The organism is Hydrogenophaga sedimenti, assembly GCF_051857515.1.
Lineage (GTDB): Bacteria > Pseudomonadota > Gammaproteobacteria > Burkholderiales > Burkholderiaceae_C > Hydrogenophaga.
The window spans coordinates 498,089-524,058 of sequence record NZ_JBPZHA010000001.1 but is presented as its reverse complement, the minus strand read 5'-3'; the positions used below and the strand labels follow the sequence as shown (position 1 = coordinate 524,058).

The following is a 25,970-nucleotide window of genomic DNA, read 5'->3' as shown; positions in this document are numbered from 1 at the left end:
GAATACAGTGACGGGATGGAAAAACCCCGTGCGGTCCTGTTCGACGCCTTTGGCACGCTGTTCGATGTGTACAGCGTGGGCCTGCTTGCCGAACAGCTGTTCCCCGGCCGCGGCGACAGGCTCGCCACCGTCTGGCGCGACAAGCAGATCGAATACACCCGCCTGGTGACCACCAGCGACCACGGCGCGCACTACCGCCCGTTCTGGGAGCTGACGCAGGCCGCGCTCGCCTTCGCGATCAAGCTGGTCGAGCCGGCCGCGCGCGCCGACTGGCCCGCCTTCGAGGGCAAGGCCACGCAGCTGATGAACCAGTACCGGCACCTGTCGGCCTTCCCCGAGAACCGCGAGGTGCTGCAGGCCCTGAAAAGCCGCGGCATCGCCACGGGCATCCTGAGCAACGGCGAGCCGCAGATGCTGGGCATCGCCGTGCGCAGCGCCGGGCTCGACGGCCTGCTCGACCACGTCATCAGCGTCGACGGTATCCGCAAGTACAAGACCCACCCCGACGCCTACGCGCTGGGCGAGCAGGCCACCGGCCTCTCGCGCCAGCAGATCGTGTTCGTCAGCAGCAACGGCTGGGACGCGCTGGCCGCGACCTGGTTCGGCTACCGCACGCTGTGGGTGAACCGCCACGGCCTGCCCTTCGAGGAGCTGGGCACGCAGCCCACGCGCACCGCCAGCCACCTGCGCGAAGTCCTCGCCTTCTTCGACTGATTTCCTTTTTCCTTTTGAACCGACGGAGTCCTTCCATGACGCAACGCACCCGCATCCACGGCCTGCAGGTTTCCACCGACCTGTACCAGTTCATCAACGACCAGGTCCTGCCCGGCACCGGCGTGAGCGCCGAGACCTTCTGGAAAGGCTTCGATGGCATCGTGGCCGACCTGGCGCCCAAGAACGCCGCCCTGCTGGCCGAGCGCGACCGCCTGCAGACCGAGCTGGACACCTGGCACAGCGCCAACCCCGGCCCGATCACCAACATGGTGGCCTACCGCAAGTTCCTCGAAACCATCGGCTACCTGGTGCCCGAGCCCAAGAAGGTCAAGGCCACCACCAAGAACGTGGACGCCGAGCTGGCCACCCAGGCCGGCCCGCAGCTGGTGGTGCCGATCCTGAACGCGCGCTACGCGCTCAACGCCGCCAACGCGCGCTGGGGCAGCCTGTACGACGCGCTCTACGGCACCGACGTGATCAGCGAAGACAAGGGCTGCGGCAAGGCCGGCCCGAAGGGCGGCTACAACCCCAAGCGCGGCGCCAAGGTCATCGAGTACGCGCGCTACGTGCTCGACCGCTGCGCCCCGCTGAAGAAGGGTTCGCACCTCGGCTCCACCGGCTACAAGGTCAACAAGGACGGTGAGCTCGTCGTCGGCCTGGCCGAAGGCGGCACCAGCAAGCTGGGACACAAGAGCCAGTTCATCGGTTACCAGGGCGAGGCCAAGGCGCCGACCGCGATCCTGCTGCAGCACAACGGCCTGCACCTGGAGATCCAGATCAACCGCGCCACCCCCATCGGCAAGAGCGACGCCGCCGGCGTGAGCGACCTGGTGGTCGAAGCCGCGCTGTCCACCATCCTGGACCTGGAAGACTCCGTGGCCGCCGTGGACGCCGAAGACAAGGTGCTGGCCTACCGCAACTGGCTGGGCATCCTGCAGGGCACGCTGGTCGAGTCGTTCGAGAAGGGTGGCAAGACCCTGACGCGCGGCCTCAACGCCGACCGCGAGTACACGGCACCCAACGGCAAGAAGGGTGTTCGTCTGCACGGCCGCTCGCTCATGTTCGTGCGCAACGTGGGCCACCTGATGACCAACCCCGCCATCCTCTGGGGTGCGGACGGCAAGGAGATCCCCGAAGGGATCATGGACGCGATGGTCACCACCGCCATCGCCATCCACGACCTGAAGAAGAGCAAGAAAGACGCGATCCGCAACTCGCGCAAGGGCTCGGTCTACATCGTCAAGCCCAAGATGCACGGCCCGCGCGAAGTGGCCTTTGCCTGCGAGCTGTTCAGCCGCGTCGAGAAGGTGCTGGGCCTGGCCGACAGCACGGTCAAGCTGGGCATCATGGACGAAGAGCGCCGCACCTCCGTCAACCTGAAGGCCTGTATCGAAGCCGCCGCCAGCCGCGTGGCCTTCATCAACACCGGCTTCCTCGACCGCACCGGCGACGAGATGCACACCGCCATGCTGGCCGGCCCGATGGTGCGCAAGGGCGACATGAAGACCAGCGCCTGGATCCAGAGCTACGAGCGCAACAACGTGCTGGTCGGCCTGGCCTGCGGCCTGCGCGGCAAGGCGCAGATCGGCAAGGGCATGTGGGCCATGCCCGACCTGATGGCCGAGATGATGAAGGTCAAGATCGGCCACCCCAAGGCCGGCGCCAACACCGCCTGGGTGCCCTCGCCCACCGGCGCCACGCTGCACGCCCTGCACTACCACCAGGTGCTGGTGAGCGACGTGCAGAAGGAGCTGGAAAAGATCAACGCCAGCGCCGAGCGCGACAACATCCTCACCGGCCTGCTGACCGTGCCGGTGAGCGGCAACCCGAACTGGAGCGCCGCCGAGAAGCAGGCCGAGCTGGACAACAACATCCAGGGCATCCTGGGCTATGTGGTGCGCTGGGTCGACCAGGGCGTGGGCTGCTCCAAGGTGCCCGACATCAACGACATCGGCCTGATGGAAGACCGCGCCACGCTGCGCATCAGCAGCCAGCACGTGGCCAACTGGCTGCACCACGGCATCGTCACTGAACAGCAGGTGCGTGAGACGTATGAGCGCATGGCCGCCAAGGTGGACAAGCAGAACGCCGGCGACAAGCTCTACCAGCCGATGGCCGGCAACCTGAAGACCAGCAAGGCCTACCAGGCCGCGCTGGACCTGGTGTTCAAGGGCAAGGAACAGCCCAGCGGCTACACCGAGCCGCTGCTGCACGCCTGGCGCCTGAAGGTGAAGGCTGCCTGACGGTCACACCGAGCCGAGTAGACAGAAACGGCGCCTCGTGGGGCGCCGTTTTCTTTGGGTGAGGGAGTGCCCAATTTGCTTAAAAATCAGGCAAAAGATAATGAGCCAGTCAACAAGTCTTTGTTTTGAAAAGACTTTTTAGAGTTTTGGATTTCATTATCCAAGCCGAAAAATAATGAACCGCGTCACTGCAGCTTGGCTTCGAACCGCTCGAAACTGACTGAACACCGCAAGCGATTCAGGTCCAGAGGTGCCGCCCTGAGCACTTGGGTCGCGTGTATTCGGTCCTCGTACTTCCATCCTCGTGCCTGTTGAAAGTGCTTCATCATGGCCGACTTGGGGTTCTTCTCTTGGTCCGGTCTCCTGACCCGCTTGGCCCTGTAGGAGTGGGCCGGCGTGGACAAGAAAGCGTTGATGGCGTGGTCACAGGCGATCACCCAGCTCTCCAATTCCTGCTCAACACAGACCAGGTAAACCGGTGCGTTCGCCAGACCGTGGTCGGCCAACCCTTTCAGCAATGTCTGGCGTTCCTTTGCTCGACAAGGCTTGTCCTTCTTGTCTGGCCAAGCAGGCCGCAAATCCCAAACGATCAGCACCTTTTGACATCCCTCTGCCAGCAACTGCTTGGCAACAGGCGCCGCACCTTCCAGCAGCTTGAGTTTGTTGTCCAAGGTTCGTGACATGAGCTTCTCGCCCGGTTTCAACTGTCCCGCGAGGTATTCACACACCGCCTTGTCGGCGCCTTGCGGCCCGCACTCAAAAACAAAACCGATGGTCATGCGGACAACCCCGTCAGACTGCCCATGGTGTAGAGCTTGCCTGGCGCGAATTCCTGCGCCCATCGTTGCAGGTTGTCGTGATCGGCGGGTCGAGAGAAACGCGGGTGACCCTTCGCATCGCGCTCCACCACCACCAGGTGCTCCAGCGTCAGCAAATCGAGCAGATACGGCGAATGGGTGGTGATGATGACCTGCGTGGTGCCGGGCAGCACCGCGTTGCGGATCTCTTCCACGATCAGGTGAATGCTGCGCGGGTCCAGCCCGTTTTCGATCTCCTCCACCACGATCAGCGGCGGCGGGTTCGGGTGACGCAACAAAGCCAGCAGCGCCAGCATGCGCAGCGTGCCGGTGGAGAGCAACCAGCCGGGCACCTTGTACGTGTCTTCGCTCAACTGCAGCCAGGCCTTGCGCTCGATTTCAGACGACGACAGCGCGGGCTGAATGTCTTTGGCGTAGGGCAGCACATACGCCATGGTCTCGACGATGCCGTCAAACGCATTCGGGCTCTGGCGGCGCAGGTCCAACAGAAAGTCCGCCACGTTTGAGCCGTCGCTGGCCAGTCGCACCTGACCTTTGGTGCGTTGCTGCGGCACAGGCAACCCCATTCGCTCGGGGCTCAAGGTCAGAAACTGCCAAGCCAGAACCTCGTCTGCAGCGTGCACGAGGTCTTCATTCAATGAATACGGCAACATGGAGCGACCAAGTCCGTACGACTGCAAGCCAGCCGCTTGGTCTCGCTCGGCCCAGATGCCGTCCACACCAGTCACTCGCTCACTTGCAATGAACATGTGGTTAGCTGCAGGATCGTTGTTCACCGTCATGGCCAAGCGGGTTACCTTGCGCCGGCTCTCGCCCAAAGCGACTTCCCATGAAATCGCGTTGACCACTTTACCCATACGCTCCTTGGCTTCCTGCCCTTTGTGCCGAACATGCTCAATACCCAGCCAACGCTGCATAGCCACGTCCAGCCCATCGCGCAAGATGGCTTGGTAGGTTTCCAGTGCCTCGATAAGGCTCGACTTGCCGGCCCCGTTGTTGCCGATGAAGGCAGTCAGCGGCCCCAGCTTGACGGCCTTGCTGTCCACGACAGCCTTGAAGTTGCGCACGCGGACGCTTTGTAGGCTCATGAAATCAACCCTTTCTTCACATCGCGCCAAGCGTTCAGCGCTGCGACTTTGGCTGGCTCAGGAACCAGCGGGAAACTCTTGAAGATGTGAGCAAGTTCTTCCTCGTTCAACCCAAAGAGGTGGGCCACCAGTCCGTCCAGCTCGGCGCGCAGCCTGGCTCGACCAGAGGGGTCGTGGGCACCTTCCCTGTGACTTTCAAGCCCGCACTGTCTCGCCAGTTCGTCAAACGGAGGGCTTGTGCAAACCAACCGCGCGGCCCTAGCGCTGATCGCTTTCAGTTTCAGATCCGTCTCCATCAACCTGGGAACAGGCATCTGATAGAAGGCATACATCGATATCGAAGAAGCTACTTGCTGGCGAATCAAGTAGTCGAAGGTCACAGAGTTGACGATCCCGAGGACGTACAGCGCCACAGGGCCGCTCATCGATTCCGGACGCCCAACCATCAACTTGTGATTCGCAAACACCCGCGGCGGCAGCATGGAGGCGATCATCGTGCGAGCGTCGGTGCTGCGCGCGATTTCCCGAAACGCAAACCGAGCGCTTTCGTAGCCCAGCTTCTCGGTTGGCGCAGTTTTCGCCTTCGTACCCAAGATACTGGCGCGCCCCTCGGTCTCTTCAATCCAGTACTTCGGCGGAGCCTGGTCAGAAGTGAACTGGTGAATCATGCGACCCTCATAGAGGGGCAGACGACCGTCCGCAGGCTCCGTGTGAAAGAGCTTGCTGTCATTGGTCATGTGGAACTCGTTGGTGAGCTTCAGGTTCCACACGCCTTCCCGCTTTTCGCCCAGCGCGGGAAACGCCAGCATCTTGTCCACGATGCTCACGTCGGCGGCACTGCGGAACTCCAGCACCGAGCGGGTTTCGGCGTTCATGGCGCCAATCATCGCGGCCGAGAGTTCGATGAAGTTGTCGGCGTTCTCCACGAAGCTGGTGAAGTCGTCCGCCGCGATGGCTTCGCGCGGGTTGATGCGGAAGGTGGCGCGCAGGGACTGCGTGTTGCCGCCCTTTTCAAAGGTGAGGAAGGCGAAGCAGACGCGGTGGTCCACCTCCTCAAAGATGAAGCGCTCGTTGGCCAACGCGATGATGGAATCGACCTGTGCGTGGTCAAACAGCATGTTGCGCAGGCCGGTGGCGCCCAGGTCTTTGTAAATGCCGTTGGGGATGACGATGCCGCAGTGCCCGCCGTCGCGCAGCAGGGCAAAGCAGCGCTCGGTGAACAACTTGTAGAGGTTGATGTCGGAGCCGGTGCGTTTGCCGCCTACTACGGCCGACTGGTACTGATAGTCCGCCGCGCTGCGGAAGTAGGCGCTCATGTGCGGAAAGCGGCTCTGGTAGGCCAGCCAGCCGGCGCGAATGTCTTCGTACTGCAACAGGCGCGCCTGCTCGACCTCGAACTCCTTGATGGACATGTTCTTCTTGCTGATCTTCTCCGAGAAGGGCGCAAAGTACTCCTTGGCTTGTGGCTTGAAGCCCTCCCAGGGCGGGTTGGCCAGGATCACGTCGAAGCCGCCGCGCCTTTGCATGATGTCGTCGAACACGTAGCCCCAGTGGAAGGGTGCCTGGGCTTCGATGTCTTCCCGTTTGACAGCCCGCTTCTTGGGTTTGCCCAGGTCTCTCGCCACAGCATCCCAGGTAGCCTCTTCATACTTGATGTTTAGCTCGCTGAAGCGGTCGTGCACCAGCTCGTTGAGCACCTGGTTGGCTTCCTGCAGGGCGGTGTCGATGTCATCGCGCAGGGCGCGCAGGTCGGTATCGCGCCCCACCGCGTCGGCCGCATGCCGGTAGTTGTCGAGGCGCCGGTTCTTTTCGTCCACCAGCTCCCGAAAGCTCTTGCGGAACATGTCGCCCTGGCGGTACTTGGCGTCGAACTCGTGTTCGTCCACCCGCATCAGGCCCACCAGCGAGTTGCCAGGCAGGATGTTGAAGTCGATGTTGGGCAGGGGCTCCAGGTGCTCCACCTGGCGCACGCTGGACACCATGGATAGGAAGAGCCGCAGCTTGGCGATTTCGCACGCCTCTTCCATGATGTCCACGCCGTAGAGGTTGTCGGTGACGATACGGCGCTTGATGTAGTAGCCCACGCTGGGGTGGTCTTGCTGGATGAGGGCCAGCCAGTTCTTCAACTCGCTGCTGGCGCCCATCTCGGCCCGGCCGACCACGGCGTAGTAGACGTTGATGAGGCACTTGAGCGCGGCCACAAGAAAGGCGCCCGAACCCACGGCGGGGTCGAGGATGGTGATGCTGGGCAGCACCTGGTTGACCAGCCGCAGCGCGGTGCGCGCGTCCATCTTGGCCAGCAGGTCGGGCACGCTGTCGAACTTCACCTCTTTGAGGCCCAGCTCGGGCATGGCGGGCTCGTGGATGCGCTCCAGGATCAGCTGGTGGATGCTGCGCTCAGCCAGGTAGCTGGTGATTTCGGGCCGGGTGTAGTAGGCGCCGAAGGCCTTCTGGTTGATGTACTTCTCGAAGATGTAGCCCAGCACGTCGGGGTTGATTTCGTCCGCCTCGCCACGGGGCGTGTCGTCCAGATGCCAGGAGAAGTCTGCAAACAGCTTGAAGATGCCTTCGAACGCCGCGTCGGCCACGCGCAGGGTACGACCCACCCGGATGGCGTGTTGTTCGTCCAGCTCCAGCTTGTGGGGCAGAAACAGGCCGCCGTTGAGATAAGGGATCTGGCCAGTGAGGGCCTTGGCGTCTACGCTGCGATCAGCCGCCGGTTTGGCGAAGGCTTCAAAGAACAGGGCTTTGAGGAATTCGCCAAAAAACCGGTTGGCGCCGCGCTGCTGGCTCTCGGCCAGCTTGGTGCGCAGGTAGTCGGCGTTGCCGCCGTCCAGAAAAAACTTCTTCTGCATGAACCAGACGAACATGAGCCGGTTGAGCAGCACGCTGGCGTACCAGCGTTTGTCGCGTTCGTTGTCGATGCCCTGGATATGGCTGAGCAGCTCCAAGTGCTGCTGCTGGTAGGCGGTGAAAAACTTCTTGGTGGTTTTGTCCACGTCTAGCGCGGCCTGGATGCGGCGCGCCGCTTCCAGCACGGGCAGTCGGCCCGCCGTGTCCAGCTCGGACAGCTCGACCACCATGGCCTGCAGCTTGGAAGCGAACAGGTCAACCGGCTGGCCTTTGAAGTAGTCGTGCCGGCGCGAGGTGAGGCGGGGTTTGCCGGTTTCGGGGTGCTTGTCGCGCTTGACCCAGTACCACTGGCTCTGGCTGGCGTTGGTCTGCTGGTTGGTAAAGATGAGCAGGTTTTCGGCATGGCTGTGGGCCACGTGTTTCCACACCTTCAGTCGCTGGGCTTCGTCGGGCCAGCCGCCGTCCACCACCACCTGGAGAGCGACCACCCCGCCCAGCTCGGCCACGGTGCGGTGGCTGTAGGCGGTGTCGCCAGCGTGGTCGGCCTGCCAGTCGCGGCCCGCAGCCGGCCGGTTCCAGCCCAGCACATCCACAAACAGGCGCTGGAAGTCGAAGGCTTTGAGGTGCTCTTCAAAGGCGAGGAAGTTGAGTTGGGCCATGTTCTTCGTTATTCAGCAATCAATCCCATGGAGCACACCACTCGCGGCTCCCTCAATGACGCATCGTCTTCGGCGTATGTCAGCCGCCCTTCTTCGCGCAACGACTTTACTGCTTCAGACAGCTCAGTGTCGTTCACGCCGCTGCGCATGAGGCGGTTGAGCAGATCGGCCGAGGTTTCGAGCAGCGGGCGCTGATACATGTCGTCCAGGGCACGCTCCAGCTCGTCGTCGCGAAACAGGGTTTGCATCTGTTCGGTGGCATAGGGCTTCAATCGCTCGTAGGCCCGGCGGCGCGGGCTGCTGGGGCGGCCCAGCCCGCCGCCCACAGCTTTGTCCTGGCTCACGGCGAGCTGCAGGCCGGTGGCCACCAAGTCATGGTGGTTTTCAAGCCTGGCAATGGCGGGGGTGTCGGGCTCGCACTCGGCGGCGCGCAACACAGTGAACTGCGATTCGGTGACCGTCTTGCCGTTGGTGCCCACCCAAGCCAGGTGGTCGTTGCCCTCGGGTGATTTCACGTACACCAGTGCGCCGCCTTTGGCTGCGTCAGCCCCCAGCAGCGGGAAGCGGCTTTCGTCCAGCGCGAAGGCTTTGGCCGAATACACCACGGGCGGGAGCGATTCCACGGCGCGGGCCAGATCGGGGTTGTCTTGCGTGGCCTGCTTCCAGATTTGCCAGGCGTAGGAGGCGAGGTCCACCTCGTCGTCGTTGTCGTCGAGCACACCCTGCTTTTCGGTGTACAGATCGCGGATGGTGGTGGCGTCGTCGTCTTCAAAGAAGGCTTCGTCGGTGCCCACGACTTCGGCGTTTTCTTGCAAGCGCTGGCGGATGCGCGAGCGCAGCTGGATGAGCTGCTCCACACCGTCGGCCGGCAAGAACGAGTAGCAGTGGATTTCTTCGGCCCGCTGGCCGATTCTGTCCACACGGCCAGCTCGCTGGATGAGGCGGATGATGGCCCAGGGAAGATCGAAGTTGACTACCACGTTGCTGTCCTGCAGGTTCTGACCTTCGGAGAGCACATCGGTACAAATGAGCACGCGCACCTCGTCGGCCTTGCTCACGGTCTTGTTGTTGGACTTGGGGCTGAAGCGGCAGGCCAGTGCGTAAGGGTCAGCGCTGGCGCCGGTGGCCACCTCTACATGGGTGATGCCGGCTTTGCGGGCTTCACGTGCCAGGTAGCGTGCCGTGTCGGCGAACTGGGTGAAGATGAGTACCTTGTCTTTGGCGTGTGTCTGGGTGAGCATGCGGCGCAGGGCCTGCCACTTGAGGTCGTTTTCAGCGGCCCAAGCGCCCTGGCTGCTTAACAGCTCGGTCAGGGTTTGCGTGTCTTGCGCCAGATCTTCGGCCAGCTTGGCTTTGAACAGGCTGGAGCGAATCCACTTGAAGCGGCGCTTGTATTCCTTGGCGTATTGGGCATACACGGCCTTGGCGCGGGCCATGCCGTCGGGCGCGTGGTCTTCTTCGGCCACGGCTTCCAACAGACCGTCCAGCAAATCCTCCGGGTCACCCTCCAGGCCTTCGGCGTCCTCGTCCACGCGCTCCAGGTCCAGCAGGCCCGCATCCAGCACGCCCACCGGGAGGTCCAGTCCGTTTTCAATGGCGTACTGGTAGATCTGGTTGCGAAGCACGTGCCGATCGATTGACTGCAGGAACGAAAAACCGTTGGACTCCAGCCGCTTGAACAGGTTGGTGCGGCAGAACCCCATGAGGCGTTTGCCGGCGCGACCCAGGTTCTCAATCAGCTTTCGTTCGGCGGGTGTGGCCTGCTTTTCTGCGACTAGGTCTAAGTACAAGCCCAGGCCGTAACGCGGCACGTGCAGCGCGTTGATCTGGTCCACCACCTCGGTGGAATAGAGGCGCGCATAGCGGTCTGCTGGGTCTGCCTCGTCCACCGGGAAGGTGACCGACAACGGTTTGCGCAGCGGAAAGTACCGCTTCTCGCCATCTTGCCCGGCGATGTACCGGCGGCCGTGTTTGTCGGCCTCGGTGTAGTGCTGGATGATGAAGCTGCGGGTGCGGCGCACCATGTAAAGGCGAATGAGTTCACGCCAGTCGTCAAACTCTTCGCTCTTCTCAATGGCCAGGATGGAGTTCACCCGGCACTGGTTCTTGCGTTCGAACTCGGCTTCGCTGATGCCGTATTTGCGCATGTGCCGCTCGGGGCGAATGCCGATGTTGGCTTTCTCGTCGATGAACAAGCGCAGCTGGGCAGAGAGGTCGTGCTTGGTCTTGTTGTAGGGCGTGGCGGTGAGCAGGATCACCTTCGCATCGCAGCTCTTGATGTAGTCAGCAATCGCTTTGTAGCGGCGGCCTTCGCGGTTGCGCAGGTTGTGGCTTTCGTCGATGAGCACCAAGCGGTAGCGCTTGAGGTCCGGCAACTTCTTGGTCACTTGCGACACCGGCAACACCATGCCGCGCAGGCCGTATTCGGTTCGGTAGCGCTCCCACATGGGTTCCAGGTTTTTGGGGCAGATGATGAGCGTCTCGTAGCCCAGATCGTCTTCAAACATTCGGGCCAGAGCGGTGGCCATCATGGTTTTTCCCAGGCCGACCACGTCACCGATCATCACGCCGCCACGCCGGTGCAGGTGCCGTGCAGCGATCTTGACAGCGCTCTTCTGAAACTCGAACAGCTCTTGCTCGAACCGGGCTGGCAGACGGAACTGGCTCAGACCGGCGCGCGCTTCGGTGCTGAGGTGGTAGGCGATGTTCAGGTAGATGTGGTGCGGCGGGATGGCGTCTTCCCGCGCCCAGCTGGTTTCGATGATCGTTGCAAGATCAGCCGAAACATCCAGCGCCCACCGATCACCCCAACGGTCGGTGAACCAACTGGCCAGCTTTTCAGTGCCCAAGTGGTCGAGCACATCGACGTTCAATTCGCCGTGCTTGGACAGGCCGGCCAGCGTGAGGTTGCTGCTACCCACAAACCCGGTGATGGGGTTGTTCACGTCATCACGAAACAGCAGGTAGAGCTTTGCATGCAGCGGATAGGGCAAGAACAGCTTGACCACCACTTGGCCAGCGCGTAGCTGGCGCGCCAGGCGGCGCAAGCCTGCTTCATCTTGTCCGGTGGGAATGCCCAACGTGATTTGCTCGCGCAAATGGGCCGCAAACTGGGCCTTGAGACGACTGGCCGTGGCGTTGTCGATCAAGCCTTCTTCATTGGCCTGGCGGTACAGCTCACGGATTTCGTCGTGAGGTGGTCGTTGCATGCCCACCAAGACCCGGCACACCTGACCGGAGGCAGGGTCCCAACCGGTGACGAGATCGTCGATGGCCTGCCACCCGCGAAGGTTGAGATAGCCAATGCAGAAGTCGGCACGCTGGGAGACCTGGAGGGTCGCCCGCAAGGCCTTCAGCAGTTCTTGTTGAATGTTGTCGAAGATGCGGGACATGAATGGCGCAGGGTCTTGTTCCTCTGCGGCACATTGTGCCTGCTCAGACGACTGGCTCCGCGCGAATCAAGCCCCGTCAGATTCGCCGCTCAAAGGAACACGAAGACGCCCATCGGGCGCCGCTTTCACATCCAGATCCGATAGGCCCAGAACGCCTCTTCCTTTTCGATGCCCGCGAGCAGGGCTTCGGGGCTGAAGCCGGTGATGCGGCGGGACATGCGGCACAGGTGGGACTGGTCGGCGTAGCCGTTGTCGGCGGCGATGTCGGCCCAGCGGATGCTGCCCGTTTCCACCTGGGCGGTCACGGCGTCGAAGAAGGCCTGTTCGCTGCGCGCCATGCCGCGCAGCTCGCGCAGAGGCAGGCCGGTCCAGCGTTTCACGCGCCGCTCCAGCTGGCGCAGGCTGCGGCCCGGGCCGGAGACGGCCGCGCGCTGCGAAAGGTGCGTGACCCAGTCGCCGTAGCGGTGCGCCTGCAGCGGCAGTCCGGGCCGGCAGGCCTGCCAGCGCGGCTCCAGGAAGTCCTCCAGCAGGTCCACGCGTTGCGCGTCGTCGGGCGCGTCCTGCACCTGCTCACACATGGCCAGCCAGTCGGGCGGCAGCACACCAGCGGCGTCGACCAGCTGGTCGGTGAACCGGGCGGGCTCCAGTCCGGTGAGCGCGTGCAGCGCATCGGGCAGGAACATGACCATCATCCCGTGCACCGGCCCCGGGCACCAGCTCGACGTCGGCCGGGTGAAAGGGCCACCGAACACCCAGCGCCCGGCCAGCGGGCGGCGGGTGTCGGTCAGCTGTGCCATCCCGCCCGGCCGCGAAGGCTCCAGCATGTGGCTGCAGCCGGTGAACCACCAGCTCAGGCTGCACAGCGGGGTGGCCGGGAAGTGGTTGAGGCGCTGCGCATCGCTGAGCGGCGCACCGACGGTGCTGCGCACCATGACCCCGCGCAGGCAGGCCGACAGCGAAGCGCGCGGCAGCCAGAGCGTGCCGCTGGGGATGAGTGCGGGGTCGAAGTCGAGCGCGATGGTCTTGGGGGTGGCCATGGGGCGGCAGTGTAGGTGGCCCGGCGACCAGCACGCGCCAAACCCCCGGCATGTCGCAACCGTTCAAGACAGACGCCCCGCAGCGCGCCAGCATGGCCGCCATGTCACACACCCCAACCTCCACCTTCTCCGCCCCCCATGCACCACGCACGCCGCCCGGCCCGCCCGACCGCTGGTGGGGCCTGCCGCTGCTGCGCGAGATGCAGCGCGACTACCTGGCCTTCGAGGCGCGCATGCACCGCGAGCACGGCGAACTCTGCACCCTGCGGCTCGGGTACGAACGGGCCTGGAACCTGATGTCGCCCGAGCTGGTGCGCGAGGCGCTGGTGGGTGAACATGCGCACCTGGTCCGCTGGGAACGCGGCATCGAGGTGTTCTCGCAGGTCCTGGGCCAGAGCGTGCTGGTCAGCGAGGGCGAGACCTGGCAGCGCCAGCGCCGCATGCTGATGCCCGCCTTCACGCCGCGCCGCGTCGCCGGCTACGCCACGCTGATGGCGCAGGCCGCGCAGCGCGTGCTCGACCGCCAGTTGCCGCCCGGCGCGGCGCAGGCCACCGTCGCGATGGACGAGCTCTGGAGCGAGGCGACCATGGACGTGATCCTGCAGGTGCTGTTCTCGCACCCGGCCGAAGGCGATGCGCGGCGCGCGGCCGAGGCCAACCGCACGCTGGGCGAGACCGGCTTTCGCGAGATGTTCATGCCCATGACCCTGCCCGACTGGCTGCCGCTGCCGGGCAAACGCGCCAAGCGGGCCGCGCTGCGCACGCTGCGTTCGCTGATCCGGCGCCACATCGATGCGCGCCAGGCCGGCACGGCACCCGCCGGCGAGGTGCAGGACCTGCTGGGCATGTTGCTGTCGCTGCGCGACGAAGACAGCGGTGCCGCGCTGACGCCGCAGGAGGTGTTCGACCAGTGCATGGTGACCTTCCAGGCCGGCCACGACACCACCACCAGCGGCCTGCTGTGGTGGAGCTGGCTGATGGCTTCGCACCCCGAGGCCGCGCAGCGCGCCGCCGGCGAGGTGGATGCCGTGCTGGGCGGCGCCACGCCAACGGCCGACGACGTGGCGCGCCTGCCCTGGCTGCAGGCCACGCTCAAGGAAGCGCTGCGCCTGTACCCGCCCGCGCCCGCGCTGATGAGCCGGCGCACCACCGCCCCGGTCACGCTCGGCGGCTGGACGGTCCCGAGGGGCAACATCCTGCGCATCACCCCCAGGACCCTGCACCGCGACGAACAGCTGTTCCCGCAGCCGGAGCGCTTCCTGCCCGAACGTTTCCTCGACGGCGCCCCGCCGATTCCCAAAGGCGCGTGGATGCCGTTTGGTGTCGGCCCGCGGGTCTGCATCGGCCAGCACTTTGCGCTGCTGGAGATGGCGCTGCTCGGTGCGCTGCTGTTGCAGCGCTACGGTCTTTCGGTGCCGCCCGGGGCCATCGCACCGCAACCCTTGCTGCACGTCACCCTCAAGTCGGCGCAGCCGATCCATCTGACCTTGCAGCGGCGACAGGCGCGGCGCTGAGCGGCGCGCACCGGCGGGTGCGGTGTAATCGCGCGATGCGCCTGTCATTCGCACTGCTGCTGTTTTCGCTGATCGCCCCCCACGCCCGGGCCCAGTCGCCCTCGGCCGAGTGGGCCGCGCTGTGCGAAGCCCGGCTGCCGGCCACCCGCATCGTGGTGCGCACGGTGCCCGCGCCGATCCGTTACCTGCGCAACCGCAGCGTCGACGACCTGACGCAGCTGCAGCACCTGCCCCAGGACAACGCGCGCACCCTGGGCCTGACCGAGGTGCGTCTGGGCACCTCGATCCAGTACCGGGCCTCGACGCTGCAGCGGCGCGGCGAGGCGCTGACCTGCATGCGACCCAGCATCGAGGTCACGCTGAGCCTGGACCCGCACGTGGTGTCGGTCGCCAGCGAGTTCGAGGAAGGCAGCTGCGCCCACCGCCACGTGCTCGCGCACGAAATGCGTCACGTCGAGGTCAACCGGCAGACGCTGGAGTCGGCCGCCGACCGCATGCGCGAAGGCATGCGCAGTTCGTTCGGCAACAAGGTCTATTTCGGCGAACCGGCCGAGCTGCAGGACCGGCTGACGCGGCACATCCGCGAGCAATGGCTGCCCTGGGTCGACGCGCAGATGAAACACACCATGCAGCGCCACCGCGAGATCGACACGCCCGAGGAGTACGCCCGCAACCGCACCGCCTGCGGCGGCGAGATCGCCCGCGTGCTCGACGGCGCGCGCTGAACCCGGACATCCGACATGCGCCTGAGCTACTTGATCTTTGACGCTGCCGACGACGGCGAAGGCACCGGCAGCTGGGAGGCGGTGGCCAGCGTGCGCCGCGACCAGTTGCCCGCCGTGATGGCCGAGGTGGACTCGGTGCTGCAGCACGCCGAACGCCGGGCGCCCGGGCCACGCGGCCCACTGGACGAGGGCGGCGTCTGGGACGCCGACACCCAGCAACGCGACGACGGCGACCGGACCGAGGTCACGCTCACGCTGACCGGGCCCTGGGACTGGGGCGAGGCGCTGCTGGCCGCCCTCGGCGCCTGAGGCGCGTCAGCGCCCCCGGAACACCGGCGGGCGCTTCTCGCGGAACGCCGCCACGCCCTCGGCCGCGTCCTCGCTGAGCGAGAGCCGCTGCTGCGTCGCATCGAACTCGGCCATCGCCACCATCGGCCCCTGCTCGACCGCCTTGAGCGCGTTCAGCCGCGAGGCGATCACCGCCAGCGGCGCCTGCTGCGCGATCTGCTGGGCGATGCGCAGGGCTTCGTCGAGCTCCTGTCCCGCCGGCACGACACGCTGCACGAAATGCAGGCGCAGGGCTTCGGCGCTGTCGAACTCGTCACCGGTCAGCAGATGCAGCAGCGCATTGCCCAGGCCCGCGCGCTCGGCCATGCGCAGCGTCGCGCCGCCGGTAGCCATGATGCCGCGCGCCACTTCGAGCTGCGAGAAGCGGCAGTTGTCGGCCGCGACCACGATGTCGGCCGCCAGCATCAGCTCGATGCCCAGCGTGAAGGTGATGCCCTTGACCGCGACCACCATCGGCTTGGTGCGGCGGCGCCAGCCGGCGTCGCCGAGGTTGAGCGGATCGACCGCGCCGAACGGCACCGGCGTTTCGCCGCGCTGCATCAGCGGCGCGAAACTCGGCAGGTCCAGGCCGCCGGTGAAGTGGTCGCCGTGCGCGTGCAGCACGCCCACGCGCAGCGCGGGATCGTCGTCGAGCCGGGTGTAGGCCTCGGCCAGCGCCCGCATCATGGGCGGCGTGAAGCCGTTGCGCTTGGCCGGCCGGTCGATGCCGATCAGCAGCAGCGGGCCGCGCGCGACGGTGGTGATGCGGCCCTCGGGCGGGGTGGTGGCGTCGGGGAGCGGTGGCGTGTTCATGCGCGCCATCGTGGCAGGGCGCATCCACCATGTCCGTCACCCACGCGTCAACGCACGCGCTGCACCTCCAGCGAACGCACGGCGCTGGCGCGGTGGCCCCAGCTCTGGCGCAGGTAACTCGCGACCGCGGCGATCTCGGTGTCCGTCAGCAGGGTGCGGAACGGCGGCATGCCGTAGGGGTACGGATGGCCCGGCGTCGCGGGCGCGAAGCCGCCGCCGACGATGGCCTGCAGCACGTTGGTCGGGTCATCGGCCGTGACCACCCGGTTGCCGGCCAGCGGCGGGTACTGACCCGCCTTGCCTTCGCCGGCCTTGCCGTGGCAGTCGGCGCAATGCTGGCCGTACAGCTGCTCGCCGGCCGCGAGCACACCGCCGGCGGCCGACACGAAGTCCGGCGCCACCGTTGTGCGCACCGGCAGCGCCCGCAGGTAGGTCGCCATCGCACGCAGGTCGGCCTCGGGCAGGTACTGCGTGCCGTGGAACACCACCTCGGCCATCGGCCCGGCGACGCTGGCGCCGTCCACACTGCCGTCGCGCAGCAGGGCCACCACGCGCTCGATCGGCCAGGCCTGCACGCCCGCCTGCCGCGGGTCGTGCAGCGAGGGCGCGCGCCAGCGGCCGTCGGGCAGTGCCTCGCCGCCGAACGGATCGGTGGTCGCGCCCCAGGCGTTGCGCGTGCCGTGGCAGGCGGCGCAGTGGGCCACGCCCTGCACCAGGTAGGCGCCGCGGTTCCATTCGGCGCTCTGCGTGGTGTCGGGCTGAAGGCGCCCTGGCTCGAAATGCATGAGGCGCCAGAGTGCCAGCGCGGCCTGCGTGTTGAACGGAAAACGCAGCGCGTGCGGCGTGTTCGGCTGGCGCACGGCGGGCAAGCTGCGCAGGAAGGCGCGCAGGGCCTCGACATCGCCGTCGCTCATGCGCGTGAAGTGCGGGTAGGGGAACGCCGGATAGAGCAGGCGACCGTCGCGGGCAATGCCTTGCTGCATCGCGCGCCGGAAGGCTTCGTCCGACCAGTGGCCCAGGCCGGTCTCGCCGTCGGGTGTGAGGTTGCTGGCGTAGAGGTCGCCGAACGGAGTCTCGATGCGGCGCCCGCCCGCATAGGGCGCACCACCGCGCACCGTGTGGCAGGCCATGCAGTTGCCGGCCCGCGCCAGCACCGCCCCGCGCCCGGTCACGGCCTTGTCGGGCGGCACGGTCCCGGCAGCCCCGGGCGGCAGCGCACCCGCGCGCAGTTCCCAGCCGATCAGCGCGGCCAGCAGGCCCACGCCGGCCGCGAACACCGCCAGCAGCCCACCCCAGCGCCGGGCGTTCATGGCTGGGTCCCCACGCTCGGCGCCGCCGCCCCGCAGCGCAGCGGCAGCGGTTTGGCCGGCACCGGGGCCGGGTGCGTGTCGGCCGGCAGCGGCTGGGCGGCCAGCCAGCTGGCCACGGCCCCGATGTCCGCCGGCGAGAGCCGGTTCGCCACATGCGCCATGCAGTCGGGCACGAAGGCCTTGCGCAGGCCGGTCTGCCAGGCGCCCAGTTGCCCGATCAGGTAGTCGCGCGGCAGGCCCAGCAGCCCGGGCACGGCCGGCAGGGTGCCGGTCATCGCCGCACCGTGGCAGGCGGTGCAGGCCGGCAGTTCGCGCGCCGCATCGCCCTGGCGCACCAGCGCCTCACCGCGCACCAGCGTGGCCGCGTCGGCCTGCGGCGGCAGCGGTGGCGGGTACGGCAGGTCGAGCCCGGAAAAGTACAGCGCCGCCGCGCGCAGGTAGTCGTCGCTCAGGTGGTCGAGCAGGTAGCGCATGCCGTCGTTGTTGCGGCGGCCGTCGCGAAAATTCAGCAGCTGGTGATAGAGGTAGTCGGCCGGCTTGCCCGCGATGCGCGGAAAGAATCCGCCGGGCGTCGCGCGCCCCTCCTTGCCGTGGCAGAGGGTGCAGGCCTGCAGGCGCTGCGCCATGTCGGGCGGCGTGTTTGCCGGTGGCGAAAGCGCATGCACCGGCAGCGCCAGCAGCAGCGCTGCCGCCACGGAAATCAGATGTCGCAGGAACAGGAGTGACATGGGTCCATCGCGGAAGTCCCGGTGCCGACCGGGCTGCGTTTGAACATACCATGTGGGGCATGAGCCATCCCACCCCCGATCCGGGCCGCTGTCCCCTGTGCGGCGCCGACAACCGCTGCGCGATGGAAGTCGAACGCGAGACCGGCGTGCCGCAAGGACCTTGCTGGTGCGTGGACACCCGCTTCCCGCCAGACCTGCTGGCGCGCCTGCCTCCGGAGGCCGAGGGCAAGGCCTGCATCTGCGCGGCCTGCGTGGCGAAGTTCGCCGCCGGCGGCTGAGCTCAGCTGACCACGAAGGCCAGCGCCACCCCGCCCAGCGCCAGCAGGCCCAGCCCGCCGACGAACACACTCTCACCCAGGCGCTCGTAGCGGCTGCCGCCCCGCCGCACGCGCATCGAGACGAAGGACAGCAGCGCACTGGCCAGGAACACCAGCCCGTCCAGCGCGAGCAGCTTGTCGACCAGCAGGCGGTGCTCGCTGGGCGGGCCGAGCAGGCTGATGTAGAGCGCCGTCAGGCAGACCCCGATCATGGTGGCCGAGGTCGGCAGGATGTGGGCCGACAGGCCGGGCATCCGGCCCACCGTCTCCCGCCGCATCCCTTCGTCGCTCTCGCGCGCCATCGGCACTCCCTCAACCCAGCTTGACCGGCACGAAGATGCGGTCGCCGTTGCGCTGGATCAGCAGGGCCACCGACTTGTCGGACTTGCCGACCACCGCACGCACCTGCGCGACGTTGGACACCGGCGTGCCATTGACGGCCATCAGCACGTCGCCCGGCTGCACGCCCGCGCGGGCGGCCGCACCGGCCACGTCCTCGACCACCAGGCCGCTGTCCACGCCCGCCTCGCGCTTTTCCTGCGGCTGCAGCGGTCGCAGCGCCAGGCCCAGCTTGCCCTGCGCGGCGGCACCCGACTCGGCCTGCACCGGCTCGCCCTTCTTCGCGCCGGCATCGCCGAGCTGGGCGCTGACGGTTTCGCGCTTGCCCTGGCGCACCACCTCCAGCGCGACCTTCTCGCCGGGCGCGGACTGGCCGATCAGGGCCGGCAGGTCGGCCGAGCCGCCGATGGGCTGGCCGTTGAACGACAGGATCACGTCGCCCGACTTCAGGCCCGCCTTCGCCGCCGGGCCGTCGGGTTCGATGCCGGACACCAGCGCGCCTTCGGGGCGTTCGAGCTTGAACGAATCGGCCAGTGCCTGGTTCACCTCCTGCACCGTCACACCCAGCCGCGCGTGGCGCGCCTTGCCGGTCGCCACGATCTGGTCCTTGACCTGGGTCGCGATCTCGATCGGGATCGCGAACGACAGGCCCTGGTAGCCGCCGGACTGGCTGTAGATCTGCGAGTTGATGCCCACCACCTCGCCGCGCGCATTGAACAGCGGGCCGCCCGAGTTGCCCGGGTTGACCGCCACGTCGGTCTGGATGAACGGCACCATGCTGTCGTCGGGCAGGGCGCGGCCCTTGGCGCTGACCACGCCGGCGGTCACGCTGTTCTCGAAACCGTAGGGCGAGCCGATCGCCAGCACCCATTCGCCCGCGCGCAACGCCTTGGCGCTGCCCATCGGCAGTGTCGGCAGGCCCTTGGCCTCGATGCGCAGCACCGCCACATCGGTCTTGGGATCGGCGCCCAGCACCTTGGCCTGGAACTCGCGGCGGTCGGTCAGCTTCACCGTCACCTCGCTGGCGTCGCGCACCACGTGGGCATTGGTCAGGATGAGGCCGTCGCTGCTGACGATGAAGCCCGAGCCCTGGCCGCGCACCGGCTGTTCGACCGTGCCGCCCTGGCCGCCACCGCCCTGGAAGCGGCGGAAGAATTCGTAGAACGGGTCGCGCGGGTCGATGCCCGGCAGGCCGGCCGCCCCGTTGTCGGAGACCTTGCGGGTGCCGCTGACGCTGATGTTGACCACCGCTGCGCCATGGCGCTCGGCGATCTGGGCGAAGTCGGGCAGGCTGGCCGGCGCGGTGCTGGCGGTTGCCGTCTGGGTCACCGGCGCCGGCGGCACCGCCGCGTTGGCGTGGGCGCCGTGCAACCAGGTGGCCCCGGCGCCGCCGATCACGCCAGCGGCGGCCAGGGCCAGCACCATGCGGGTGGGGGTGAGCTGTTGGAAGTTCATGTGCGCTCCTGAAAAGAAGTTGGACTGGCAACGAATGTGGGCGCACTCCCTTAGACCGGGCTTAATCCGGCCGCACGCCCCATGGCACACTGCCCGCATGAGCACCCATCCCCTGCACGGCCTGCACTGGTCGGCCCGCTTCAGCGCGCTGCAGCGCCAGCTGGCCGCGCTGCTGCCGGGGCTCGCGGTCGGGCTGGGCGCCGCCGGTCTGGCGGGCGCGCCGGCCAGCACCGCCCTGCTCTGCGGCTGGCTCAGCTACTGCGTGGTCTATCTGGCGCTGATCGGGCATCTGGTGCACCGCCTCAACGCCGCCGACACGCAGCGCCGCGCGCGCTGGGAAGACCCGGGCGCGGCCATGCTGTTCGTGCTGGTGACGCTGGCGGCGGTCGCCAGCCTGGGTGCGGTGGCGATGGCGGTCGACGCGGGCCGCCACCTGGGGGGCCTCTCGCGCGTGGCGCACCTGGCGCTGATGGTGGGCTCGCTGGTGGGCGCCTGGCTGCTGATCCAGAGCGTGTTCGCGCTGCACTACGCGCGCCGCTACTACCGCCCGCTGGACCACCACGGCGGCGCGGCCGGCGGCCTGACCTTCCCCGGCGACGAGGCGCCCGACTACCTGGACTTTTTCTATTTCAGCGCCGTGATCGGCATGACCTCGCAGGTCTCCGACGTGGCGATCCGCGACCGCGCCATGCGCCGGCTCGCGCTCTGGCACGGGCTGCTGTCGTTCTTCTTCAACCTGACGGTGCTGGCGCTGGCGGTCAACGTGCTGGCCAGCACGCTGGGCTGATCAGGCCGCTGGCAGGCTCAATCGCACGCGCAGCCCGCCCAGCGAGGGCGAGGCATCGAGCTGCAGCGCGGTGCCGTGCAGCTGCGCCACCGCCTGCGCGATCGCCAGCCCCAGGCCGCTGCCGGTCGACGGCGCACCGGGCAGGCGCACGAAGCGGTCGAGCACATGGGCGCGCTCGGCCTCGGGAATGCCCGGGCCGCTGTCTTCCACCGCCAGCGTCACACCACCACCAGCGCCGTCGGCCGACACGCTGACGTCGATGCGGCCGCCGTCCGGCGTGTACTTGACCGCGTTCTCGACCAGGTTGCGCAGCAGCAGGCGCAGGGCGTCCGCATGGCCGCAGACCTGCGCGGTGTCCAGCCCCGACAGGCCCAGGTCCTGCGCGCGCGCCTGCGCGTCGGCCACCGCCTCGGACACGCCCTGCCGCGCCAGCGCCACCAGATCGAGCGCCACCGCCGGGGCGCCTTCGGCCTGCCGCGCCTGCTGGCGCGCCAGCACCAGCAGCTGCTCGATCAGGCGGGTCGCGCGGTCGATGCCGCCGTCCAGCCGCTGCAGCGCGCGGTCGCGCGTCTCGCCATCGGGCGCGCGCCGCAGGCCCTGCACCTGCAGCTTGAGCGCCGCCAGCGGCGAGCGCAGCTCGTGCGCCGCGTCGGCCACGAAGCGCTGCTGCGCCTCGAAGGCCAGCCCCAGCCGCTTGAGCAGGGCGTTGAACTCGTGCACCAGCGGCTGCAGCTCGTCGGGCAGGTCCTGCTCGGCCACCGGCGCGAGGTCGTCGGCGCTGCGCGCGGCCAGCTGCGCCCGCACCCGCGCCACCGGCGCCAGCGAGGACCGCACCAGCCAGCCCACGGCCAGCATCAGCAGCGGCGCCAGCCAGAGCACCGGCGCGGCCGTGCGCAGCGCCAGCTCACCGGCCATGCGCCGGCGCACCGCCATGTCCTGCGCGACCTGGATCACCAGGCCGCCGGTCATCACCGAATAGACGCGGTAGGTCGTGCCGTGCGCCGCCACATCGGCAAAGCCCAGCACGGCCCGCGGCGGCAGCTCGGGCCGGTCGGCCGAACGCAGCACCAGCGAGCCGTCGACCGACCAGATCTGCAGCACGAAATCGAAGTCCTGCTGCGGTGGCGGCACCGGCAACACCCCGGTCGCCAGCCCCTCGGGCAGGCCGGCGCGCAGCGACTGCGCGGTCTGGCGCATCTGGTAGTCGAACAGCGCATCCGCCTCCGCCCGCGCCGCCCGCCACGCCAGCCCCGCCTGCAGCAAGGCCGTCGCCAGGATCGCCAGCAGCACGAACACCAGCAGCCGGGCACGCAGCGACTTCATTCTTTCGGCACCATGTAGCCGACCCCGCGCACGTTGCGGATGAGGTCCGCGCCGAGCTTCTTGCGCAGGCCGTGGATGTAGACCTCGACCGCGTTGGACGTGATCTCGTGCTTCCAGTCGTAGAGCTTTTCTTCCAGCTGGGCGCGCGAGAGCACCAGGCCCGGCCGCGCCAGCAGCGGCTCCAGCACCGCCCACTCGCGGCCCGAGAGCACCACCGGCTCGCCGTTCACCGAGGCCTCGCGCGTGACCGGGTTGATGCACACGCCCTGGTGCTCGTAGACCGGTTCGGCGCGGCCGGCGGCGCGGCGCAGCAGGGCGCGGATGCGCGCCAGCAGCTCGTCCATCTCGTAGGGTTTGAGCACATAGTCGTCGGCGCCGGCGTCCAGCCCCTCGACCCGCTGCCGGAGCGCGTCGCGCGCGGTGGCGATCAGCACCGGCACCCGGTGGCGGCGCGCGCGCAGCTGGCGCAACACGGTCAGGCCGTCGATCTTCGGCAGGCCGAGGTCGAGCAGCACCAGGTCGTACTCCTGCGTGCGCAGCGCCGTGTCGGCGGCTTCGCCGTCGCGCACCCAGTCGACCGCGTACTGCTCGGCACGTAGCAGGTCGAGCACGGACTCGCCGATCATCGTGTCGTCTTCCACCAGCAGCAATCGCACGTCCAGGTCCTCGTCAGCGCGGGTGCCGGCCACCCGCCCGGCCCATTCTGCCAGCGCGGCGGCGCGCCAACTTAGGCCCCGCTGAACACCAGGTTGGTCCATGGCGGTTATCGTTGATGCCTGCCGCAGCCCCCATGAACCGACCGTCCGACCACTCCATCACCGCCCTGCGTGCGCGCCACGGCCCGCGCTACCGCTGGCTGCTCCTGCTGTCGGTGATGATGGGCACGATGGCATCGGTGATGTCCTCAACCATCGTCAACGTGGCGATTCCGGACATGAGCCATTACTTCGCACTCGGCCAGGAGCGCGCGCAATGGGCCACCTCGGGCTTCATGGCCGCCATGACCGTGTCCATGCTCACCACGCCCTGGCTGCTGGCGCGCTACGGCTACCGCCGCACCTACACCGGCTGCATGTGGCTGCTGATGGCCGGCGGCATCGCGGGCGGGTTCGCCCAGCATTTCCCCCTGGTGCTGGCCGCGCGCGTGGCCGAGGGCCTGGCGGCCGGCGTGGTGCAGCCGATCCCGGCCATCATCATCCTGCGCGCCTTCGAACCCCAGGAGCAGGGCCGCGCCAGCGGCATCTTCGGCATGGGCGTGGTGCTGGCGCCGGCGCTGGGGCCCAGCATCGGCGGCCTGCTGGTCGACGCCTTCGGCTGGCGCTCGATCTTCTTCATGGTGGTGCCGTTCTGCCTGGCCTCGCTGTGGATGGCGCGGCGTTTCGTGCCGACCACCGCGCCCGGCGGCGCCGCCGCCAACCCGCAGGGCGCGGCGCTGGACTGGCGCGGCCTGCTGCTGGCCAGCGGCGGCTCGCTGTGCCTGCTCAACGGCCTGGTCGAACTCAAGGGCGGCACGCCGCTGACCGCCGGCGGGCTGCTGCTGGCGGCCACGCTGGCGCTGGTCGGCTTCGTGGCGCTGCAGCGGCGCATGCTGCTGGCGCGGCGGCGCCACCCCGACCAGGGCGTGGACCCGCTGATGAACCTGTCGCTGTTCCGCGACCGCCGGTTCGCGATGGGCAGCATCGTCGCCTTCATCTACGGCATCGCGCTGTTCGGCTCGACCTACCTGCTGCCGGTCTACATGCAGCTGGGCCTGGGCCTCTCGCCCTCCTTCGTCGGCACCATCCTGCTGCCGGCCGGGCTGGTGCTGGCCGTGACCATCGCCTGGGTCGGGCGCCTGTCCGACCGGCAGCCGACGCACCGGCTGGTCAGCCTGGGCCTGCTGCTGCTGGCGACCTCGTTCGCCCTGATGCCCACCATCGCCCTCACCGACCGGGCGCTGACGGTGACCATGCTGGTGGCCTGGGCGACCCTGGGCCGCATCGGGCTGGGCTTCATCCTGCCCTCGCTCAACACCGGCGCCATGCGCGGGCTGGACCGGGCACAGATTCCGCAGGGCGCCAGCGTCATCAACTTCCTGCGCATGCTCGGCGGCGCGGCGGGGGTGAGCCTGTGCGGCATCGTGCTGGAGTGGCGCGTGGCGGCGCACGGCCTGACGCTGGCCCCGGGCAACACCGCGCCGGGCCACCTCGCGCCTTTCAACGAGACCTTCCTGCTGCTGGCGGCCATCTGCGCCCTGGCCCTGCTGGCGGCCTGGCGGGTGCGCGAGACCCGCTGAGCGCGCGGCTCAGCCCTGCCGCTCGAAGGGCGCGACGCGGGCGTGCACGAAGTGCAGCTTGCGCACCACCGTCTGTGACAGCTCGAAGGGATAGAAGTCCTGCAGGCCCATGCTGCGCGAGAGCTCGTTGAGCACGCCGGTCAGCCGGGTCCAGGCGTTGAGCATGGTCAGGAAGCCCTCGGGGTCGCCCGGTGCACCGCCACCCTGCAGCACCGCGGTGTCGTACTGGGCCGCGTCGACGTCGAAGCGGTCGGGCGACAGGCCGAAGCTCACCGCGGTGTCCAGCGTGTCGCGCATGTGCAGGTAGTGGGCCCAGGTCTCGGCCCAGTCTTCCCAGGGGTGCGAACAGGCGTAGCTGGTGATGTGGCTCTGCCGCCAGTCGAACTGCACGCCCTGGTAGTGGCGCTGCAGCGCGGCGCCATAGTCCTGGCGCTCGTCGCCGAACAGCGCCCGGAAATCCCAGAGGCTCTGGTCGAAGCGCACCAGCCGGTCCCAGTAGTAGTGACCGACCTCGTGGCGGTAATGTCCCAGCAGGGTCCGGTACGGCTCGTTCATCGAGGTGCGGATGCGCTCCCGGTAGGCGTCGTCGGCCTCGGCCAGGTTGAGCGTGACCACGCCCATCAGATGGCCCGTCATGACCAGCGGCTGCCCCTGCATCGAGGCCAGGGTGTCGAACGCCAGGCCACCGTTGCCGCCGTCGGGTGAGCGCGGTTCGACCGGCAGCCCCAGCCCGATCAGCTGCGACACCAGGCGCCGCCGCGCCAGCTCGACCTTGCGCCAGGGTTCGTGGTTCTGGCTCAGCCGCAGGTCGGGAATGGTCCGGTTCAGGCGGCAGGCGGCGCAGGAACAAGGCGCCTGTGCCGGCCCCAGCTCGGGCCGGTCGACCACCAGCCAGTTGCACAGCGAGGGCGAATCGCTCTGGTCGCACCGGCGGTAGCGGCGCGACTCACCGCCAGCCTCGGCGGCGTGCCACAGACCGGTCTCCGTCTCGGGCTCGATCGCCAGCACCTGGCCCAGCCAGGGGTCGAAACCCAGCGCACGGCCGCACTGCAGGCAGGCGCTGTTGCGGAAGAAAACCTGGGCGCCACAGACGCAGCGGTAGGCACGGGCGGTACTGGGGTGGTGAGAGAAGGCCGGCGCGGGGGAAAGGGACATCGGGAAAACGCGTGACAACAATCGCACGGATGTTGGGGCCAAAACACCCACAACCACCACCCGTAACGCGAAAACTCTTGCCAGCTTGTGACAAGATG

General features: G+C 67.8%; 21 protein-coding genes. 8 read left to right on the top strand and 13 right to left on the bottom strand.

Annotation, left to right across the window (positions count from 1 at the left end):
• Positions 1-15: 15 nt before the first annotated feature.
• On the top strand, positions 16-714 hold the full coding sequence (locus tag ACS5NL_RS02430) for a haloacid dehalogenase type II (RefSeq protein ID WP_439351986.1): 699 nt from the start codon (positions 16-18) through the stop codon (positions 712-714).
• 35 nt (positions 715-749) lie between these two features.
• Entirely contained in the window at positions 750-2,957 is a 2,208-nt protein-coding gene (locus ACS5NL_RS02425) for a malate synthase G (RefSeq protein ID WP_439351985.1), read from the top strand.
• Positions 2,958-3,142: 185 nt separating this feature from the next.
• On the opposite strand, the gene ACS5NL_RS02420 is transcribed toward ACS5NL_RS02425, so the two are convergent.
• From ACS5NL_RS02420 to ACS5NL_RS02400, 5 genes are all read right to left on the bottom strand, one after another.
• Positions 3,143-3,736: a DUF4276 family protein gene (locus ACS5NL_RS02420; protein WP_439351984.1), complete on the bottom strand. Its 594-nt coding sequence runs from the start codon at positions 3,734-3,736 to the stop codon at positions 3,143-3,145.
• Positions 3,733-4,863 (bottom strand): AAA family ATPase, encoded by a 1,131-nt coding sequence (locus ACS5NL_RS02415; protein ID WP_439351983.1) that lies wholly within the window; start codon positions 4,861-4,863, stop codon positions 3,733-3,735. Before ACS5NL_RS02415 ends, ACS5NL_RS02420 begins: the two co-directional genes overlap by 4 nt.
• Positions 4,860-8,375 carry an Eco57I restriction-modification methylase domain-containing protein gene (locus ACS5NL_RS02410; RefSeq protein WP_439351982.1) on the bottom strand — a complete coding sequence of 1,172 codons (3,516 nt, stop codon included), beginning with the start codon at positions 8,373-8,375 and terminating at the stop codon, positions 4,860-4,862. Before ACS5NL_RS02410 ends, ACS5NL_RS02415 begins: the two co-directional genes overlap by 4 nt.
• 8 nt (positions 8,376-8,383) lie before the next feature.
• Positions 8,384-11,767, bottom strand: a complete 3,384-nt coding sequence (locus ACS5NL_RS02405) for a helicase-related protein (protein WP_439351981.1) — start codon at positions 11,765-11,767, stop codon at positions 8,384-8,386.
• A gap of 125 nt (positions 11,768-11,892) precedes the next feature.
• Entirely contained in the window at positions 11,893-12,804 is a 912-nt protein-coding gene (locus ACS5NL_RS02400; protein WP_439351980.1) for a helix-turn-helix domain-containing protein, read from the bottom strand.
• 101 nt (positions 12,805-12,905) lie between these two features.
• Here ACS5NL_RS02400 and ACS5NL_RS02395 point away from each other — a divergent pair, with 101 nt between their 5' ends.
• The 3 genes from ACS5NL_RS02395 to ACS5NL_RS02385 are packed head-to-tail and all read left to right on the top strand — an operon-like array spanning position 12,906 to position 15,352.
• A complete protein-coding gene (locus ACS5NL_RS02395) occupies positions 12,906-14,318 on the top strand; it encodes a cytochrome P450 (RefSeq protein WP_439351979.1) in 1,413 nt (470 codons plus the stop codon).
• Positions 14,319-14,353: 35 nt separating this feature from the next.
• Positions 14,354-15,043, top strand: a complete 690-nt coding sequence (locus tag ACS5NL_RS02390; RefSeq protein WP_439351978.1) for a hypothetical protein — start codon at positions 14,354-14,356, stop codon at positions 15,041-15,043.
• A gap of 15 nt (positions 15,044-15,058) precedes the next feature.
• Complete coding sequence (locus ACS5NL_RS02385) at positions 15,059-15,352, top strand: hypothetical protein (protein ID WP_439351977.1); 294 nt, start codon at positions 15,059-15,061, stop codon at positions 15,350-15,352.
• Positions 15,353-15,358: 6 nt separating this feature from the next.
• On the opposite strand, the gene ACS5NL_RS02380 is transcribed toward ACS5NL_RS02385, so the two are convergent.
• The 3 genes from ACS5NL_RS02380 to ACS5NL_RS02370 are packed head-to-tail and all read right to left on the bottom strand — an operon-like array spanning position 15,359 to position 18,221.
• A complete protein-coding gene (locus ACS5NL_RS02380) occupies positions 15,359-16,183 on the bottom strand; it encodes a crotonase/enoyl-CoA hydratase family protein (protein WP_439351976.1) in 825 nt (274 codons plus the stop codon).
• A gap of 47 nt (positions 16,184-16,230) precedes the next feature.
• Positions 16,231-17,493 carry a cytochrome c gene (locus tag ACS5NL_RS02375; RefSeq protein ID WP_439351975.1) on the bottom strand — a complete coding sequence of 421 codons (1,263 nt, stop codon included), beginning with the start codon at positions 17,491-17,493 and terminating at the stop codon, positions 16,231-16,233.
• Positions 17,490-18,221 carry a c-type cytochrome gene (locus ACS5NL_RS02370; RefSeq protein ID WP_439351974.1) on the bottom strand — a complete coding sequence of 244 codons (732 nt, stop codon included), beginning with the start codon at positions 18,219-18,221 and terminating at the stop codon, positions 17,490-17,492. Before ACS5NL_RS02370 ends, ACS5NL_RS02375 begins: the two co-directional genes overlap by 4 nt.
• 59 nt (positions 18,222-18,280) lie before the next feature.
• Here ACS5NL_RS02370 and ACS5NL_RS02365 point away from each other — a divergent pair, with 59 nt between their 5' ends.
• Entirely contained in the window at positions 18,281-18,499 is a 219-nt protein-coding gene (locus ACS5NL_RS02365) for a cysteine-rich CWC family protein (RefSeq protein ID WP_439351973.1), read from the top strand.
• Between the two features lie 2 nt (positions 18,500-18,501).
• Here the strand turns inward: ACS5NL_RS02365 and ACS5NL_RS02360 are convergent, their stop codons facing one another.
• Both ACS5NL_RS02360 and ACS5NL_RS02355 read right to left on the bottom strand, forming a co-directional pair.
• Positions 18,502-18,840 carry a hypothetical protein gene (locus ACS5NL_RS02360; RefSeq protein WP_439351972.1) on the bottom strand — a complete coding sequence of 113 codons (339 nt, stop codon included), beginning with the start codon at positions 18,838-18,840 and terminating at the stop codon, positions 18,502-18,504.
• 10 nt (positions 18,841-18,850) lie between these two features.
• Complete coding sequence (locus ACS5NL_RS02355; protein ID WP_439351971.1) at positions 18,851-20,332, bottom strand: Do family serine endopeptidase; 1,482 nt, start codon at positions 20,330-20,332, stop codon at positions 18,851-18,853.
• Between the two features lie 97 nt (positions 20,333-20,429).
• Between ACS5NL_RS02355 and ACS5NL_RS02350 the strand changes: the two genes are divergently transcribed.
• Entirely contained in the window at positions 20,430-21,119 is a 690-nt protein-coding gene (locus tag ACS5NL_RS02350; RefSeq protein ID WP_439351970.1) for a DUF1345 domain-containing protein, read from the top strand.
• On the opposite strand, the gene ACS5NL_RS02345 is transcribed toward ACS5NL_RS02350, so the two are convergent.
• Both ACS5NL_RS02345 and ACS5NL_RS02340 read right to left on the bottom strand, forming a co-directional pair.
• A complete protein-coding gene (locus ACS5NL_RS02345; protein ID WP_439351969.1) occupies positions 21,120-22,442 on the bottom strand; it encodes an ATP-binding protein in 1,323 nt (440 codons plus the stop codon).
• Complete coding sequence (locus tag ACS5NL_RS02340) at positions 22,439-23,098, bottom strand: response regulator (RefSeq protein WP_439352039.1); 660 nt, start codon at positions 23,096-23,098, stop codon at positions 22,439-22,441. Before ACS5NL_RS02340 ends, ACS5NL_RS02345 begins: the two co-directional genes overlap by 4 nt.
• A gap of 134 nt (positions 23,099-23,232) precedes the next feature.
• Between ACS5NL_RS02340 and ACS5NL_RS02335 the strand changes: the two genes are divergently transcribed.
• A complete protein-coding gene (locus ACS5NL_RS02335) occupies positions 23,233-24,717 on the top strand; it encodes an MFS transporter (RefSeq protein ID WP_439351968.1) in 1,485 nt (494 codons plus the stop codon).
• Positions 24,718-24,726: 9 nt separating this feature from the next.
• Here the strand turns inward: ACS5NL_RS02335 and ACS5NL_RS02330 are convergent, their stop codons facing one another.
• Entirely contained in the window at positions 24,727-25,872 is a 1,146-nt protein-coding gene (locus ACS5NL_RS02330; RefSeq protein ID WP_439351967.1) for a zinc-binding metallopeptidase family protein, read from the bottom strand.
• Positions 25,873-25,970: the final 98 nt, after the last annotated feature.